Here is a 15,818-nt window from a genome sequence, read left to right on the forward strand (position 1 = left end):
AACCGATGAACCGGAACGCCGCCCCGGTCGGGATCACCCTCCCGGGCCGCGCCCGGCGACCCGGTCGACCGTGCGGCGGGGGCCATCTCAGGCGAGCAGGATGCCGTGGTCGACAGCATCGGTCAGCACCGCACCCAGCGAGAGACGGATCACCTCGAAGCGGCGGGACACCTCGCGGGACAGTTCGAGCTCGACCTCACGCAACGCCCGCTGCGCCCAGGAGCGCGCGCCGTTCGGATCGTCGTTGCCGGGGACCCGCCAGTGCTGCCAGCAGCCGCCGGAGAGCGCCACCCCGACCGGGGGCAGCACCTCGTCGCGCTCCGCCCCCGGGAAGCCGGAGAGCGCCTCGAACGCGCCGCCGCCGGTCAACCCGGCCACCCCGGCCGTGCTGGTGACCAGGAGCACCCTGTCCAGCTCCCGGCCGGCGGGGTGGTCGGCGAGACCCCACCGCACGGCGTGCGTGATCCGGCGGCGGACCCCCTCGGCCAGCGGCGCTCCGAAGGCCCGGGCCGCCGTCTCGTCGAGGATGGTCCGGGCGGCCTCGTCGCACTGGGCGGTGGCGAGCAGCGACAGCCCCTCCATCTCCCGGTCGAGCAGCTGCGGCAGGCCGGCGCAGCCGACCCCGAAGACGATCTCCTGCACCACCCGGAGGTGGATGTTGGCCAGTTCCAGGGCGAGGTGCTGCCGGATGCGCTGCGCGCAGGAGCGGGTCCGGCGGTCCAGCCGCTCGGCGAGTTCGCCGGCGTCGAGCCCGGGCACCACCGGCACCTTGCCGTGCGCGCCCGGCGGTTCCGGCGGCCGGACGCTGGCCCGGCGCAGCCCCTCGTCGGCCGCCCAGGCGACCAGCGTCCGGCGCAGAATCGAGTGGTCGGCCTGCCGGACCGCGTACCACCGGGCGGCGGCCAGCCGGGGCACCGCGGCCAGCAGGGCGGCGCGGTGCGCCGCGAGGGAGACCTCCGCCGGGTCGACCCGGCGCCCGGCCGGGCGCGGCGCGGGCGGTCCCGGACGACCGGACGACGGGACGGACGCCCCCGCGCCCTCCGTCGGCGTCGGGCCGTCCGCCGGGGTCGCCCAGCCGGCCGCTCCGGGGGTGACCGCGAAGAACACCTCGACCCGGGTGCGGGCGATCTCCGCCAGCAGGTGCAGCTCGGCGGCGGTGAACGCCTGGTCGGCGGAGATCACGAAGAGCAGCGCGCCGGCCCGGCCCACCACGTCCAGGAGCACCCGGCCGTCGGCGACGCCCAGCGAGCCGGTGTGCGGCGTGTCGAGCACCGAGAAGTGCCGCAGCAGTGGGTCCGGCAGGCTCAGCTCGACCCGGCGCGGGGGCCGGGCCAGGGCCGGACCCGCCGCCAGCGGGTCGGCGCCGTACGAGTGCGGCTGGCGGTAGCCCGGCACGTACGCGGCCCGGGTCGGCACCCGGGCGTGGTTGACCAGCAGGTAGCTGCCCGCCGGCACATCCAGCATCGCGGGCTCCATCCCGAGCAGGCCGGCCAGCAGCTCACGCCGCCCGGCGCCGGCCGGACCCGCCACGACGACGGCCAGCGGCTCGTCGGGGCGGGGCTCGGTGAGCCCGAGCCGGGTGGGCAGCGGCGCGCAGCGTGGCGACTCGGCCGGCCCGCCCGGATCGGGCACGTCGACCGAGGAAACAGGACCCGGCTTCATCAGGCGTGCCTCCCGGTCAGGCAACCGGGTCGCGGTCCGGTCGCATGGGGATGATCCGGTGGTGAGACCCCGGATGTCGGAAGAGTACGGCGGTCGGGAGTCCGACCCGGAACACTCGAGATACTCACCAGTAATCGCCAGATTACTCAACTTCGCTGCGTGACGGCACGCGCGCGGACGGATTACCGTCGATATGCTGCACCGATGAGTCGGTGGGACTTCGTCGGCCGAACGACCGAACTCAACCGTCTGGTGTCGGCGGTCGGCGGCCCGGAAGCGCGCGGACTGCTCTTCGGCGGCAGCGCCGGGGTCGGCAAGAGCCGGCTGCTGCGCGAGGGCGTGTCCAACCTCTCCACCGATCGGTACGCGGTCTGGTCGGTCGCGGCCAGCGCCACCACCGCCACGCTGCCCTTCGGCGGCCTCGTCCAGGTCCTGCCGGCCGAGCAGCCGCAGGGGCTCTCCCCCGCCGGCCTCCTGCGCTGGGCCGTGGACGTGCTCCAGGAGCAGGCCGCCGGCCGGCCGATCGTGCTCGCGATCGACGACGCGCACCTGCTCGACCCGCCCTCGGCGGCGCTGGTGCACCTCATCGCCCGGGCCGAGAACGCGACCGTGATCGGGACGCTGCGCAACGGCGAGCAGATCCCGCTGCCGATCCGCGCGCTCTGGACCGACGACCTGGTCGACATGGTCGAGCTGGACCCGCTCGGCCCGACCGACACCACCGGGCTGCTCGCCGCGATCCTCGGTGGGCCGGTCGACGCGGGCACCGCCGAGCGACTGTTCCGGCTCTCCGCCGGCAACCCGCTGCTCCTGCGCGAGCTGGTGCTGGCCGTCTCGGGCGGCGGCGAGCTGAGCCGGACGTACGGGATCTGGAAGTGGACCGGCCGGCTGGAGCTGGCGCCCAGCCTCACCGACCTGATCGACGCCCGGATCGGCCAGCTCACGCCCGGCGTACGGTCGGTGGTCGAGCTGGTCGCGTTCGGCGAACCGCTCGGTCTGCACCTGCTTCAGCAGGCGGTCGACCCGGCCGACGTGGAGACCGCCGAGGAGCGCGGCCTGATCAGCATGGTCCACGACGACCGGCGGCTGGACGTCCGGCTCGCCCACCCGCTCTACGGCGAGGTGATGCGCCGGCAGTGCCCGGTCAGCCGCACCCGCCGGCTCCAGGCGACCCTGGCCGAGCTGCTCGAACAGGTCGGCAAGCGCCGCCGGGACGATCTGCTCCGGGTCGCGGTGTGGCGGCTCGACTCGGGCACGGCGCAGAATCCGGCGCTGCTGCTCGACGCGGCCGCCCAGGCCTTTGGCCGGTACGACGTGCCGCTGGCCACCCGGCTGGCCCGGGCGGCGCTGGAGGCCGACGGCGGCTTCCACGCCGCCGAACTGCTCGCCACCATCCTCATGTTCGCCGACCGGCCGGACGAGGCGATCCAGGTGCTCGACTCGGTCGCCGGGGCGGTCCACGACGACCGGCGGCGCGGCCGCTGGCTGACGGTCCGGGGCATGGTCAGCTACTGGGGGCTCAGCCGCGAGTCCACCGTGGACGAGATCTCGGCGCGCGGCGCCGAGCTGACCGACCCGGCCGACCGGGCCCGGGTCCGCGCCTTCGAGGCGATCATGCGGCTGCACGGGCTGGACACCGGCGCCGCGCTGCGGCTCGCCCAGGCGGTGCTCGACCGGCCCGCCGCGCCGGTGGCCGCGCGGGAGCTGGCCCGGTGCACCATCGCCCACCTCCAGGCCGCCCAGGGGCAGTACCGGCGCAGCGCCACCGCCATCGCCCGGGTGCAGGCCGAGGCGGCCCGCTGGCGGGGTGACATGCCCTACCTCCAGCTCGCCATGGAACTGGCCCGGGGCACCCGGCTGGCGCTCTCCGGCGACCTGGCCGGCATCGACGCGATCGTGGCCGACGAGTTCGCCGACCTGGCCGGCGCGGGGGACTTCCGGCTCGGCACCGGCTACCTGGCCATCCTCCAGGCGTACGCGGCCCGGCTCCGGGGGCGCAGCGACGAGGCGCTCAAGACCAGCCTCGGCGCCTGCGCGGTGCTCGCCACCAGCCGGGTGTACGCCGGCCTGGCGCACGCCGAGCGGGCCCAGGCGGCCGCGCTGCGCGGCGACGCGGCGCACGCGGCGGAGGCGATGGCGGAGGCGGACCGCACCCACGCGCCGGGCATGGCCGTGCTCTACCCGTGGCTGGAGCAGGCGCGCGGCGCGGTGTACGCGGTGGCCGGCGACCTGCCCGCCGCCACCAAGCACCTCGGCGCGCTGGCCGACCGGCTCCGCGAGGACGCCCTCGCCGGCCACGAACTGCTGGTCCTGCTGGACCTGGTACGGCTGGGCCAGGGCACCGCGCCGGTCGGGCCGACCTGCACCGACGGCGGCCGGCGGACGGTGGCGCAGCGCCTAGCGGACCTCTCCGAGCGGATCGACGGGATGCTGCCGCCGCTGGTCGCCCGGTACGCCCGCGCCGTGGTCGAGGACTCCCCCACCGAGCTGCTCGCCGTCGCCGACGGCTTCGCCGAACGGGACCTGGTCGTGTACGCCGCCGAGGCCACCGCGATGGCCCTGGAAAGGGCGACGCGCGAGCGCGCCGCCGCGACCGGCCCGGCGCGGGACCGGCTCGCCGCTCTGCTCCGCCGCTGCGACGGGGTCTCCACGCCGGCGCTGCAGCAGCTGCGCCCGACGCTGAGCGAGCGCGAGTGGCAGGTCGCCCGGCTCGCCGCCGAGGGCGCCACCAGCCGAGCCATCGCCGAGCGGCTCTACCTGTCCAGCCGGACGGTGGAGAACCACCTCCAGCGGGTCTACAGCAAGCTCGGGGTGACCGGCCGCGCCGAGCTGCGGGCCGCCCTGCGGTCGATGCCGGGCCACGACGGCATGGAGGGACCGTGAACTCTAGGCTGAACCGGTGAGCACCCTTCGCCCCGCGCTGCTGACCGACCACTACGAGCTGACCATGGTCAGTGCCGCCCTGCGCGACGGCACCGCCGACCGCCGCTGCGTCTTCGAGGTGTTCACCCGCCGGCTGCCGGCCGGCCGCCGCTACGGGGTGGTCGCCGGGACCGGGCGGCTGATCGAGCTGATCCGGGAGTTCCGGTTCGACGCCGACGAGGTCGACTTCCTGCGGCGCACCGGGGTGGTGGACGACCGGGGCGCCGAGTGGCTGAGCAACTACCGCTTCACCGGTGACATCGACGGGTACGCCGAGGGTGAGCTCTTCTTCCCCGGCTCCCCGATCCTCACGGTCTCCGGCACCTTCGCCGAGTGCGTGGTGCTGGAGACGCTGGTGCTGTCGGTGCTCAACTACGACTGCGCGGTGGCCGCGGCGGCGGCCCGGATGGTCACCGCCGCCCGCGGCCGGACGCTGATCGAGATGGGCTCCCGCCGGGCGCACGAGGGGGCGGCGGTGGCCGCGGCCCGAGCGGCGTACCTGGCCGGGTTCCGGTTCACCTCCAACCTGGCCGCCGGCCAGCGCTACGGCATCCCCACCGCGGGCACCGCGGCGCACGCGTTCACCCTGCTGCACGACGACGAGCGGGCGGCGTTCGCCTCGCAGGTCGCCACCCTGGGCAAGAACACCACGCTGCTGGTCGACACGTACGACATCAGCCAGGGCATCCGGAACGCGATCGAGGTGGCCGGGCCGGAGCTGCGGGCGATCCGGATCGATTCGGGCGACCTCGCGGTGATCGCCCAGCAGTCCCGGGAGCTGCTCGACTCACTCGGCGCCACCGAGACGAAGATCATCGTCTCCGGCGACCTGGACGAGTACGCCATCGCCGCGCTCGCCGCCGAGCCGGTCGACATGTACGGCGCCGGCACCGCGGTGGTGACCGGCTCCGGCGCGCCCACCGCCGGCCTGGTCTACAAGCTGGTCGAGGTCGAGGGGCGGCCGGTGGTCAAGCGCTCGGAGCAGAAGGCGACCATCGGCGGCCGGAAGGTGGCGGTCCGCCGGCACAAGCCGACGGGCACCGCCACCGAGGAGGTCATCGTGCCGCAGGGCGTGCCGGACCGGCAGCCCAACGACCGGTTGCTCCAGCACTCCTTCGTCGTCGAGGGCGAGCCGGTGCCGCTGCCCACCCTGGACGAGTCGCGGGAGCACCTGCGGCAGTGCCTGATCTCGATCCCCTGGGAGGGCCTGAAGCTCTCCGGCGGCGACCCGGCCGTCCCGGTGACCGTCGTACCCGCAGCCTGAGGAGGGGCGCCAGCGTGAGCAACGCGTTGATCGTCGTGGACGTGCAGAACGACTTCTGCGAGGGCGGCTCCCTCGCGGTGACCGGCGGGGCCGGCGTGGCGGCCGGCATCTCCCGGCTGCTCGCCGCCGAGCCGGACCGGTGGGACCACGTGGTGGCGACGAAGGACTACCACATCGACCCGGGCGCGCACTTCGGCGATCCGCCGGACTACGTCGAATGCTGGCCACGGCACTGCGTGGTGGGCACCGCCGGGTCCGAGTTCCACCCCGACCTGGAAACCGGGCGGGTGGAGGCGATCTTCCACAAGGGCGAGTACGCGGCCGCGTACTCCGGTTTCGAGGGGCACGCGGACGACGGCGAGTGCCTGGCCGACTGGCTGCGCCGGCATGACGTCGACCGGGTCGACGTGGTCGGGATCGCCACCGACCACTGCGTCCGGGCCACCGCCCTGGACGCGGCCAAGGAGGGCTTCCGCACCACGGTGCTGCTCGACCACACCGCCGCCGTGGCGCCGGAGACGCTGGACGTGGCGCTGCGGGCGATGGACGGTGCCGGCGTCGCCATGGTGGGCGCGGCTGTGATCAGGACCGCTTGACCAGGTAATTGCTTGCGGCTGTCGTACCCCCGGTCAAGGATGTCCGCCGGAGGTACGGACCGTCGTGAACTTGAAGCCTTACCGGGAGGCGCTCGCCCTGCCCGGTCTCCGGTCGTTGCTGCTGGTGTCGGTGCTGGCCCGCATGCCGCTGACCGCGACCGGGGTGACGCTCACCTTCCACGTCGTGCTCGACCTCGGCCGTGGCTACGGCGCGGCCGGTCTGGTCGGGGCCGCCTCCACCGTCGGCGCCGCGCTCGGCTCCCCGCTGCTCGGGCGGCTGGTCGACCGGCGGGGGCTCCGCCCGGTGCTGCTGGTGACCACGGTCGCCGAGGGCGTCTTCTGGGCCAGCGCGCCGGCCCTGTCCTACCCGGTGCTGCTGCCGGCCGCGTTCCTGGCCGGGCTGCTCGCCCTGCCGGTCTTCTCGGTGGTCCGCCAGTCGGTCGCCGCGCTGGTGCCGGCCGAACGGCGCCGCCCGGCCTACGCGCTCGACTCGATGTCGGTGGAGCTGTCGTTCATGGTCGGCCCGGCGCTGGCCGTGGCCCTGTCCACCGCCATCAGCCCGCGGATCACCATGTGGGCGGTGGGCGCCGGCATCGTGGCCTCCGGGATCGGGTTCTGGTTGCTCGACCCGCCCACCCGCAGTGCCGACGAGCCGGTCGGCCCGCACCGCAAGGTGCCCCGCCGGGAGTGGCTCACGCCCCGGCTGCTCGCCGTACTGGCGGTCAGCCTGGCCGCCACCCTGGTGCTCGGCGGCACCGACGTCGCGGTGGTGGCCGTGCTGCGGGCCGGCGGCGAGGTCGGCTGGACCGGCGTCGTGCTGGCCGCGTGGGCGGTGGCGTCGCTGGTGGGTGGCTTCGCGTACGGGGCGGTGACCCGCTCCCTCTCCCCGCTTGCCCTGATGGCGGCGCTCAGCCTCACCACCATCCCGGTCGGGTTGGGCGGGGCGCACTGGTGGTTGCTCTGCCTGGCACTCGTGCCGACCGGCGCGCTCTGCGCGCCCACCATCGCCTCGACCGCGGACGCGGTGAGCCGGCTCGCCCCGGCCGGCGTACGCGGTGAGGCGATGGGCCTGCACGGCTCCGCCGTCACCGTCGGCATCGCTCTCGGCGCGCCGCTGGCCGGCGCGGTGATCGACGCCTCGGCCCCGCTCTGGGGCTTCGCGGTCACCGGCGCGATCGGTGTCCTGGTGGCCCTGGCGGTGCTCCCCGTCGAGCTCCGCCACCGCCGCCAGCCCGTCACCGCCACCCCGGAACCCGACCTGGCCCCCGCCACCCTCTGACCCGCACCCAGCCCTGCCCGCCTGCCGCTTCCCTTCGGACGGCAGGCGGGCGCCGGGCGGCGGGCTTCACGATGACAACCTGCGGCAGTCGGGCGGCCAGCCCGCTCGCCGGGATCTCCAGCTCCCCACCTCCCCGCCCGAGGGTGCGGAGGCGTTGAGGGGATCACCGGCGAGGAGGAATGGCGACGGGCGCCGCACCCGGGTGGGTGCGGCGCCCGTCGTCTGGTTCAGGCAGGGTCAGCGCTGGTCGAGGTTGCTGGCGGTGTCCTCCGTGTAGCTGGCGCCACCGTTGGCCTGGCTGGTGAGCGGCTTGGCGCCACCCTCCGGCGGGCCGGCCAGGGTCTGGCCGGCGGCCAGCTCCGGGAACTTGAGGTCGAACGCCGGCCGCTCGGAGCGGATCCGCGGCATCCGGTCGAAGTTCCGCAGCGGCGGCGGGCTGCTGGTGGCCCACTCGAGCGAGTTGCCGTGACCCCACGGGTCGTCGACCTCGACCACCGGACCGGCCTTGTACGACTTCCAGCAGTTCCAGATGAACGGCAGGGTCGAGATACCGGTGATGAACGCGCCGATCGTGGAGATCGTGTTCAGCGTGGTGAAGCCGTCGCCGGGCAGGTAGTCGGCGTACCGGCGGGGCATGCCCTCGGCGCCGAGCCAGTGCTGCACCAGGAAGGTGGTGTGGAAGCCGATCATGGTCAGCCAGAAGTGCACCTTGCCCAGCCGCTCGTCGAGCATCCGGCCGAACATCTTCGGGAACCAGAAGTAGATGCCCGCGAAGACGGCGAACACGATCGTGCCGAAGAGCACGTAGTGGAAGTGCGCCACCACGAAGTACGAGTCGGTGATGTGGAAGTCCAGCGGCGGGCTGGCCAGGATCACGCCGGTCAGACCACCGAAGAGGAAGGTCACCAGGAAGCCGATCGCCCAGAGCATCGGCGTCTCGAAGGTGATCTGGCCCCGCCACATGGTGCCGATCCAGTTGAAGAACTTCATGCCGGTCGGCACGGCGATCAGGTAGCTGAGGAAGCTGAAGAACGGCAGCAGCACCTGGCCGGTGGCGAACATGTGGTGCGCCCAGACGCTCATCGACAGGGCGGCGATCGAGATGGTGGCGGCGACCAGGCCCTTGTAGCCGAAGATCGGCTTCCGGGAGAAGACCGGGATGATCTCGCTGATGATGCCGAAGAACGGCAGCGCCACGATGTAGACCTCGGGGTGCCCGAAGAACCAGAACAGGTGCTGCCAGAGCATCGGCCCGCCGGTAGCCGGGTCGTACACGTGGGCACCGATCAGGCGGTCTGCGGCGAGCGCGAACAGCGCGGCGGCCAGCAGCGGGAAGACCAGGATCGCCAGCAGGCTGGTGACCAGCATGTTCCAGGTGAAGATCGGCATCCGGAACATGGTCATGCCGGGGGCGCGCAGGGTCAGGATCGTGGTGATCAGGTTGACCGCGCCGAGGATGGTGCCCAGACCGGAGATGGCCAGGCCGACGACCCACATGTTGGCGCCGACGCCCGGCGAGTGCTCGGCCGTGCTCAGCGGGGTGTACGCCGTCCAGCCGAAGTCGGCGGCGCCACCGGGGCTGATGAAGCCGGCCACGGCGATGGTGCCGCCGAAGAGGTACAGCCAGTAGGCGAAGGCGTTGAGCCGGGGGAACGACACGTCGGGCGCGCCGATCTGCAGCGGCACCACGTAGTTCGCGAAGGCGAACACGATCGGCGTCGCGAAGAACAGCAGCATGATCGTGCCGTGCATGGTGAAGAGCTGGTTGTACTGCTCGGGCGACAGGAACTGCAGGCCCGGCCGCGCCAGCTCGGCGCGCATGATCAGCGCCATCAGGCCGCCGATCATGAAGAACGCGAACGCGGTGACCATGTACATGATCCCGATCTGCTTCGCGTCCGTGGTGCGCAGCAGCCGCGCGATGGCCGACCCCTTGACCGGCTCGCGGACCGGCCAGGGCCGGGTCACGACCGGCTTGGGTGCGACGGTGGTCACGAGTGGCCTCCGGTTCTCGGTTGTGTCGCTCGGCACGCGCTGGTCATCTGCGCAGCCGTCATCCGCAAGGAGGATAGTCCCCGGTAGGTGGGGGCGCCGCGTGGGGTGGGCGGCTACGATCTTCCGCCTTGCCCCGCCGGTCAGAGCGGGCCGACCAGCAACCGGTAGTGCTCCTGGAAGATCCGTCCGCCCCGTCCGCGCAGCAGCGGGTCGCGCAGCGGCGGCGGCACGTCGCGGGTCCGGTTGCGGTCCCGGGTCCGGTCCCGCACCCATCGGGTACGCGGCCGCCGGCGGCTCTCGTACGCGATCAGCGCGGCGTCCACGCTGCTGGTGGCCGTGAGCGACTCGGCGAGCACCACGGCGTCCTCCAGCGCCATGGCGGCGCCCTGGGAGAGGGTCGGCGCGGTGGCGTGGGCCGCGTCACCGACGAGCAGAACGCGGCCGTGGAACCAGCGCCCCAGCTCCACCTCGTCGGTGACGCCCACGTGCACACTCTCGAGGCAGTCGAGGACGTCCGGCACCGGTCCGCCGTAGCCGCCGAAGAGGTCGCGCAGCCGGGCCAGCGGGTCGGCGGGCGGCGTGCCGCCGGTCTCATCGGCGTAGCAGTGCAGCCGGCCGGCCCCGATCGGCACGACCAGGAAGCCGGCCCGCTGCCCGAGCAGAGCCGTCCACTCGGTGACCGGCGGGCCGTGCCGGATCACGCTCCGGTAGACGACCTGGCCGGTGGGGCGGGGCGGGCCGCCGAGGGCGGCAAGGGTACGGATCGACGAGCGTGGGCCGTCCGCGCCGATCACGAGGTCGTACTCGGTGGTCGTGCCGTCGGCGAAGGTGACTCCCACAGCGCCCGGCAGTTGGTCGATGGTGCGTACCTCGGCGCCGTGCCGCACCGCCCCGCCGGCACCGGTGAGCAGTACCCGGTGCAGCTCGGCGCGAAGCAGCGCCCGGCACTCGCCGACGCCGCCCCAGAGCGCGTGGAGGTCGAGCTCGCAGAGCGTCGCCCCGGTGGCGTCGAGGAACCGCTGGCGGTGGATGACCTGGCCCAGGGGCCGGACCGGCCCGTCGAGATCCAGCCGGCGCAACGCCCGGGCGGCGTTGCCGGGCAGGTAGAGGCCCATGTCATGGAGCTCGCCCGCGGGCAGCTTCTCGGTCACGTCGGGACGGAACCCCGCCAGGCGCAGCGCCCGGGCCACGGCGAGACCGGCGATGCCCGCGCCGACGACGAGGATGCGCACGGGGGAGCCACCCATCGTGGTGTACGCCTCCGGAGGGGTTCGGAACGCGTTGGAGGCAAGACACTACTCGCCGCAATCGGTGCACGGTAGATCCCATCGGCCCTGGCGCGGCGGTCCGTCGGTGTGCCGGGCCGATCCCACAGGCGGGAGTCCCGCACCGGCCGGAGGACGCCGAACGGCGGGTCGGGCAGCGCCGACGCCCGGAACGGCTTCCGGAGCCGCGACCGGCGGACGACAGCACGGAGGGGCGAACTGCCCGGTCGAACTCGACCGGCACCGTTGCCCGCTCCCCTCCCCCGTCCCGGTCAGCCGCCGAGGGCGTCGATGTCGCGCATCTCCTCGGCGGTGAGCGAGAAGCGGAAGACGTCGGCGTTGGCCCGGATCCGGTCCGGGGTGACCGACTTGGGGATGACCACGATCTCGTGGTCGATGTGCCAGCGGAGCACCACCTGCGCCGGCGAGACGTCGTGCGCCTGCGCGATGCGGACCAGCACCGGATCCGACAGGTCGGTGGTCTTGAAGGGGCTGTAACCCTCCAGCACCACGCCCCGGTCCCGGTGCGCGGCGTGCACCTGGCGGTCGTACAGGGCGGGGCCCCAGCGGATCTGGTTGACCGCCGGGTTCTCCTCGGTGGCCTGAATCAGCTCGTCGAGCTGGGGGATCGAGTAGTTGCTCACCCCGACGGCCCGGGCCATGCCCTCGTCGCGGGCGGCGAGCAGTTCGCGCCAGGCCGGGATGCGGTCGGCCGGCGACGACGGCGGCCAGTGGATCAGCCAGAGGTCGACGTAGTCGGTCTCCAGGGCGGCCAGGCTCGCCTCGATGGTCTCCCGCTCCCGGCCCACCCGTTCGGGCGGCAGCTTCGTGGTGATGAAGACGTCCTCGCGGCGCAGGTCGCTCTCCTGTACCGCCCGGCCGACCTCCTTCTCGTTGCCGTACATGGTGGCGGTGTCGATGTGCCGGTAGCCGGCGTCCAGGGCGGCGAGCACGGCGTCGTACCCGGACGCGCCGGTGGCCTGCCAGGTGCCGAAGCCGAGCAGCGGCATCCGGACTTCGCCGGGAAGCAGGACGGTGGGCTGGTCGAGGTCCATACCCACGCTTCTACCCGTGATCGGCGTCCCCATGCCGGCGACCCGCCGGAGCGCAGCGAAACGGACAGAAGTGGCAGGAACCGGGCGATCGTCCGGGGCGTACCGCAGAATGCGGGGGTGGCTGACCGGCTGGAGGAGTACCGGCGGAAGCGGGACGCGGCGCGTACCCCCGAGCCGGTGCCGGAGCGGGCCCCGGAGCGGAAGCGGACCGCCCGGCGCAAGCCCCGCTTCGTCATCCAGCAGCACCACGCCCGCAGCCTGCACTGGGACCTGCGCCTGGAGCACGACGGCGTGCTGGCCTCCTGGGCGGTGCCCCGCGGGCTGCCCCGCGACCCCGGGCACAACCACCTCGCCGTGCACACCGAGGACCACCCGATGGAATACCTCACCTTCCACGGCGAGATCCCGGCCGGCGAGTACGGCGGCGGGAAGATGACCATCCACGACACCGGGACGTACCGCGCGGAGAAGTGGCGCGACGACGAGGTGATCGTGGTGCTCGACGGGAAGCGGACCACGGGCCGGTACGTGCTCTTCGCCACCGGCGGCCGGGGCCGGGACTGGATGGTCCGCCGCACCGACCCCGCCCCGGAGGGCTGGACGCCGATGCCGGAGCTGGTCCGCCCGATGCGGGCCACCCCGGCGAAGCGGCTGCCGGAGGACGAGCCCGACTGGGGGTACGAGCTGCGCTGGGCCGGGGTGCGGGCGACGGCGTACGTCTCGGGCGGCCGGCTGCGGCTGCTCGACGAGTCGGGCGAGGAGATCACCGGGGCGTACCCGTGGCTGCGCGCGATGGCCGAGGCGCTGGCCCCCACCGAGACGGTGCTGGACGGCGTGCTGGTCCGGATCGACCCGGGCGGGCGGGTCAAGGCGCCGACCAAGCGGGACGGGCAGTTCCTCGCCGTGGACCTGCTCTGGTTGGAGGGCGTGGCCAGCCTCGACCTGCCGTACGGGCAGCGCCGGGAGCTGCTCGACGGTCTGGCGCTGACCGGCCCGCACTGGCAGACTCCGCCCTGGTTCCCGGGCGTCGGCGCGGATGCCCTGCGGACCGCCCGTGAACAGGGGCTCCCGGGAGTGGTGGCGAAGCGCCTCGACTCCCCGTACGAGCCGGGTCGGCGCAGCCGGCACTGGCTGAGCATCGACACGAGCTGAGGATCACCGTGCACCTGACGCACCTGGAATGCCCGCGCTGCGGCCGGGAGCATCCGGCGGACAAGTTGCAGAATCTGTGCGAGTGCGGGTCGCCGCTGCTGGCCCGCTACGACCTGGCCGCGGTGGCCGCGTCGGTGAGCCCCGAGCAGTTCGGCCTCCGCCCGGCGGACCTGTGGCGCTATCGGGAGCTGCTGCCGGTGGCCGATCCCCGCTTCGTGACCACGCTGGGCGAGGGCTGGACGCCGCTGCTGCGCGCCCCCGCGTACGGACACGAGATCGGGATCCCGGACCTGATCGTGAAGGACGAGGGGCTGACCCCGACCGGGTCGTTCAAGGCCCGGGGCGCGGCGGTCGGGGTGAGCCGGGCCCGGGAGCTGGGCGTCGAGCGGATCGCCATGCCGACCAACGGCAACGCCGGGGCGGCCTGGGCGACGTACGCGGCCCGGGCCGGGATGGGCGCGACGATCGCCATGCCGCTCGACGCGCCGACCATCTGCCGGCGGGAGTGCGTGGCGGCCGGGGCCGACCTGCGGCTGGTGGACGGCCTGATCAGCGACGCCGGCCGCTGGGTGGCCCGGCTGGTCGCCGAGTCGGGCGGGCGGGTGTTCGACGCCGGCACGCTGCGCGAGCCGTACCGCCTGGAGGGCAAGAAGACCATGGGGTACGAGATCGTCGAGCAGCTCGGCTGGCAGGTGCCCGACGTGATCATCTATCCGACCGGCGGCGGGGTCGGGCTGATCGGCATCCACAAGGCCCTGCACGAGCTGCGCGAGCTGGGCTGGGTGGAGGACCGGCTGCCGAGGCTGGTGGCGGTGCAGTCCACCGGCTGCGCGCCGGTGGTGCGGGCGTTCGGGGCCGGGGAGTCGCGGGTGACCCCGTGGCCGGACGCGCACACGATCGCCTTCGGGATCACCGTGCCGGCTCCGCTCGGCGACGAGCTGATCCTGACCGCGCTGCGGGAGAGCGGCGGCACCGCGATCGCGGTCGACGACGCGGAGATCCTCGTCGACCTGCGGGACTTCGCCGCCCGGGAGGGGTTGCTGCTCTGCCCGGAGGGGGCGGCCTGCCTGACCGCCGCCCGGCACCTGCGCGCCGGCGGCTGGATCCGGGCCGGTGAACGGGTGGTGGTGCTGAACACCGGCGCCGGCCTCAAGTACCCGGAGACGGTGGACGTCTCCGGCGTGCCGATGGCATGACCGGCCCCCGCGCGCCCCGGGCGCTCGAGACGCCGATGCACGAGGGCCAGCTCACGGTCGCCGCCGAGACGGTGCGGGAGCTGGTGGACGCGCAGTTCCCCGAGTGGCGGGGCCTGCCGGTGCGGCGCCTCGCCGCGCAGGGAACGGTGAATGCCATCTTCCGTCTCGGGGACCGACTCACGGCGCGGTTCCCCCTTCAGCCTCGCGAGGTCGACGCGGCGCGGCGCTGGCTGGACAGCGAGGCGGAGGCGGCTCGGGAACTGCTGGGCAGAACCCGGTTTCCCACCCCGGAGCCGGTCGCCGTCGGTGCACCGGGCGCCGGCTACCCGCTGCCGTGGTCGGTGCAGACGTGGCTACCCGGGGTGGTCGCCACCGACCAGGACCCCGGTGACTCGTTCGCGTTCGCGTCCGACCTGGCGGAGTTCGTCGCCGACGTGCGGGCCATCGACCCACGGGGACGCACCTTCGAGGGCGGGGGTCGCGGGGGCGAACTCCACCCGCACGACGGGTGGCTGGAGACCTGCTTCCAGCGCAGCGAGGCGCTGCTGGACGTCCCGCTGCTCCGGCGCATGTGGGCGGTCATGAGGGAACTGCCCCGCGGTGGGTCCCCGGACCGGATGACCCACGGTGACCTCATCCCGGGAAACGTCCTCGTCGCCGAGGGACGGCTCGCCGGGGTGCTCGACGTGGGCGGGCTGCGGGCCGCCGATCCGGCCCTCGACCTCGTCGGTGCCTGGCACCTGCTGGAGAGCGGGCCGCGCCAGGCGCTTCGGCAGCAACTCGACTGCGACGATCTGGACTGGGAACGCGGCCGGGCGTGGGCCTTCGTGCAGGCGATGGGGGTGGTCTGGTACTACCACCGGACCAACCCGGCCATGAGCCGGATGGGCCGGGTCACGCTCGCCCGCATCGTTGCCGACCCACCGGCGGCCTGATCCGCTCAGGCGGTGGGCGGCTCGTCCTGGCCCGCCGCCTCCGCCGCGTCGGCCTCCTCCTTGGTGCGGTGCACCGCCTGGTCGGCATGCTCCGGTGGGCCGTAGACGGTGTAGAGCACCAGCGGGTTGGGGCCGGTGTTGACGAAGTTGTGCTTGGTGCCGGCCGGCACGACCACCAGGTCGCCGGAGACGACCTCCTTCTTCTCACCGGCCACCCGGGCCTCGCCCGTGCCGCTGACGAAGGTGAGGATCTGGTCGATGTCCTCGTGGACCTCCTCGCCGATCTCCCCGCCCGGCGGAATCGTCATGATCACCAACTGGGTGTGCTGCCCGGTCCAGAGCACCCGGCGGAAGTCCGGGCTCTTCTCGGCGACGGTCGCGATCGTGAAATGCTCCATGGCGCGCACATACCCGGTGAGCGCTTGGATCACGCCGGGACTCGCACATGGTGGAATTTGCCACCCGCGTCGGGTTTGGATCCCCTCTGGGCGGGCATC

At 73.8% G+C, this 15,818-nt stretch carries 12 protein-coding genes; 7 read left to right on the forward strand and 5 right to left on the reverse strand.

Features of this window, described 5'->3' with window-relative positions; translation table 11 throughout:
• Positions 1-87 precede the first annotated feature (87 nt).
• The gene (locus tag Q2K19_RS04815; RefSeq protein WP_302767972.1) at positions 88-1,662 is read right to left on the reverse strand and encodes a P-loop NTPase family protein; all 1,575 of its coding nucleotides are present in this window, start codon (positions 1,660-1,662) and stop codon (positions 88-90) included.
• A gap of 204 nt (positions 1,663-1,866) precedes the next feature.
• On the opposite strand from Q2K19_RS04815, the gene Q2K19_RS04820 reads away from it, so the two are divergent.
• From Q2K19_RS04820 to Q2K19_RS04835, 4 genes are all read left to right on the forward strand, one after another.
• Positions 1,867-4,545 carry a LuxR C-terminal-related transcriptional regulator gene (locus Q2K19_RS04820; protein WP_302767974.1) on the forward strand — a complete coding sequence of 893 codons (2,679 nt, stop codon included), beginning with the start codon at positions 1,867-1,869 and terminating at the stop codon, positions 4,543-4,545.
• Positions 4,546-4,561: 16 nt separating this feature from the next.
• Positions 4,562-5,848, forward strand: a complete 1,287-nt coding sequence (locus Q2K19_RS04825) for a nicotinate phosphoribosyltransferase (RefSeq protein ID WP_302767976.1) — start codon at positions 4,562-4,564, stop codon at positions 5,846-5,848.
• A 14-nt stretch (positions 5,849-5,862) separates the two neighbouring features.
• A complete protein-coding gene (locus tag Q2K19_RS04830) occupies positions 5,863-6,444 on the forward strand; it encodes an isochorismatase family protein (protein ID WP_302767978.1) in 582 nt (193 codons plus the stop codon).
• 64 nt (positions 6,445-6,508) lie between these two features.
• Positions 6,509-7,723 (forward strand): MFS transporter, encoded by a 1,215-nt coding sequence (locus Q2K19_RS04835; RefSeq protein WP_302767980.1) that lies wholly within the window; start codon positions 6,509-6,511, stop codon positions 7,721-7,723.
• A gap of 237 nt (positions 7,724-7,960) precedes the next feature.
• On the opposite strand, the gene ctaD is transcribed toward Q2K19_RS04835, so the two are convergent.
• The 3 genes from ctaD to Q2K19_RS04850 all read right to left on the reverse strand — a co-directional run bounded on the left by ctaD (position 7,961) and on the right by Q2K19_RS04850 (position 12,038).
• Positions 7,961-9,718 carry an aa3-type cytochrome oxidase subunit I gene (gene ctaD / locus Q2K19_RS04840; RefSeq protein ID WP_302767981.1) on the reverse strand — a complete coding sequence of 586 codons (1,758 nt, stop codon included), beginning with the start codon at positions 9,716-9,718 and terminating at the stop codon, positions 7,961-7,963.
• A gap of 140 nt (positions 9,719-9,858) precedes the next feature.
• Positions 9,859-10,965, reverse strand: a complete 1,107-nt coding sequence (locus tag Q2K19_RS04845; protein WP_302767983.1) for an FAD-dependent monooxygenase — start codon at positions 10,963-10,965, stop codon at positions 9,859-9,861.
• A gap of 290 nt (positions 10,966-11,255) precedes the next feature.
• Positions 11,256-12,038: an aldo/keto reductase gene (locus tag Q2K19_RS04850; protein ID WP_302767985.1), complete on the reverse strand. Its 783-nt coding sequence runs from the start codon at positions 12,036-12,038 to the stop codon at positions 11,256-11,258.
• A 117-nt stretch (positions 12,039-12,155) separates the two neighbouring features.
• Here Q2K19_RS04850 and Q2K19_RS04855 point away from each other — a divergent pair, with 117 nt between their 5' ends.
• From Q2K19_RS04855 to Q2K19_RS04865, 3 genes are read left to right on the forward strand one after another with little or no spacing between them, the layout of a single operon-like run.
• Complete coding sequence (locus Q2K19_RS04855) at positions 12,156-13,190, forward strand: DNA polymerase ligase N-terminal domain-containing protein (RefSeq protein WP_302767986.1); 1,035 nt, start codon at positions 12,156-12,158, stop codon at positions 13,188-13,190.
• Between the two features lie 8 nt (positions 13,191-13,198).
• Positions 13,199-14,386, forward strand: a complete 1,188-nt coding sequence (locus Q2K19_RS04860) for a threonine synthase (protein WP_302767988.1) — start codon at positions 13,199-13,201, stop codon at positions 14,384-14,386.
• On the forward strand, positions 14,383-15,321 hold the full coding sequence (locus Q2K19_RS04865; RefSeq protein WP_302767990.1) for an aminoglycoside phosphotransferase family protein: 939 nt from the start codon (positions 14,383-14,385) through the stop codon (positions 15,319-15,321). The genes Q2K19_RS04860 and Q2K19_RS04865 overlap by 4 nt, the downstream gene beginning before the upstream one ends.
• Positions 15,322-15,326: 5 nt before the next feature.
• On the opposite strand, the gene Q2K19_RS04870 is transcribed toward Q2K19_RS04865, so the two are convergent.
• Entirely contained in the window at positions 15,327-15,719 is a 393-nt protein-coding gene (locus tag Q2K19_RS04870; RefSeq protein ID WP_302767991.1) for a cupin domain-containing protein, read from the reverse strand.
• Between the last annotated feature and the right edge of the window lie 99 nt (positions 15,720-15,818).

Origin of the sequence: Micromonospora sp. NBRC 110009, assembly GCF_030518795.1 — a bacterium.
GTDB lineage: Bacteria > Actinomycetota > Actinomycetes > Mycobacteriales > Micromonosporaceae > Micromonospora.

What these genes read in the sequence shown, in the direction of transcription:
- Q2K19_RS04820 (WP_302767974.1), top strand. Translation starts at nt 1,867, where the DNA reads ATGAGTCGGTGGGACTTCGTCGGCCGAACGACCGAACTCAACCGTCTG.
- Q2K19_RS04870 (WP_302767991.1), bottom strand. Translation starts at nt 15,719, where the DNA reads ATGGAGCATTTCACGATCGCGACCGTCGCCGAGAAGAGCCCGGACTTC.
- Q2K19_RS04845 (WP_302767983.1), bottom strand. Translation starts at nt 10,965, where the DNA reads ATGGGTGGCTCCCCCGTGCGCATCCTCGTCGTCGGCGCGGGCATCGCC.
- Q2K19_RS04850 (WP_302767985.1), bottom strand. Translation starts at nt 12,038, where the DNA reads ATGGACCTCGACCAGCCCACCGTCCTGCTTCCCGGCGAAGTCCGGATG.
- Q2K19_RS04815 (WP_302767972.1), bottom strand. Translation starts at nt 1,662, where the DNA reads ATGAAGCCGGGTCCTGTTTCCTCGGTCGACGTGCCCGATCCGGGCGGG.
- Q2K19_RS04865 (WP_302767990.1), top strand. Translation starts at nt 14,383, where the DNA reads ATGACCGGCCCCCGCGCGCCCCGGGCGCTCGAGACGCCGATGCACGAG.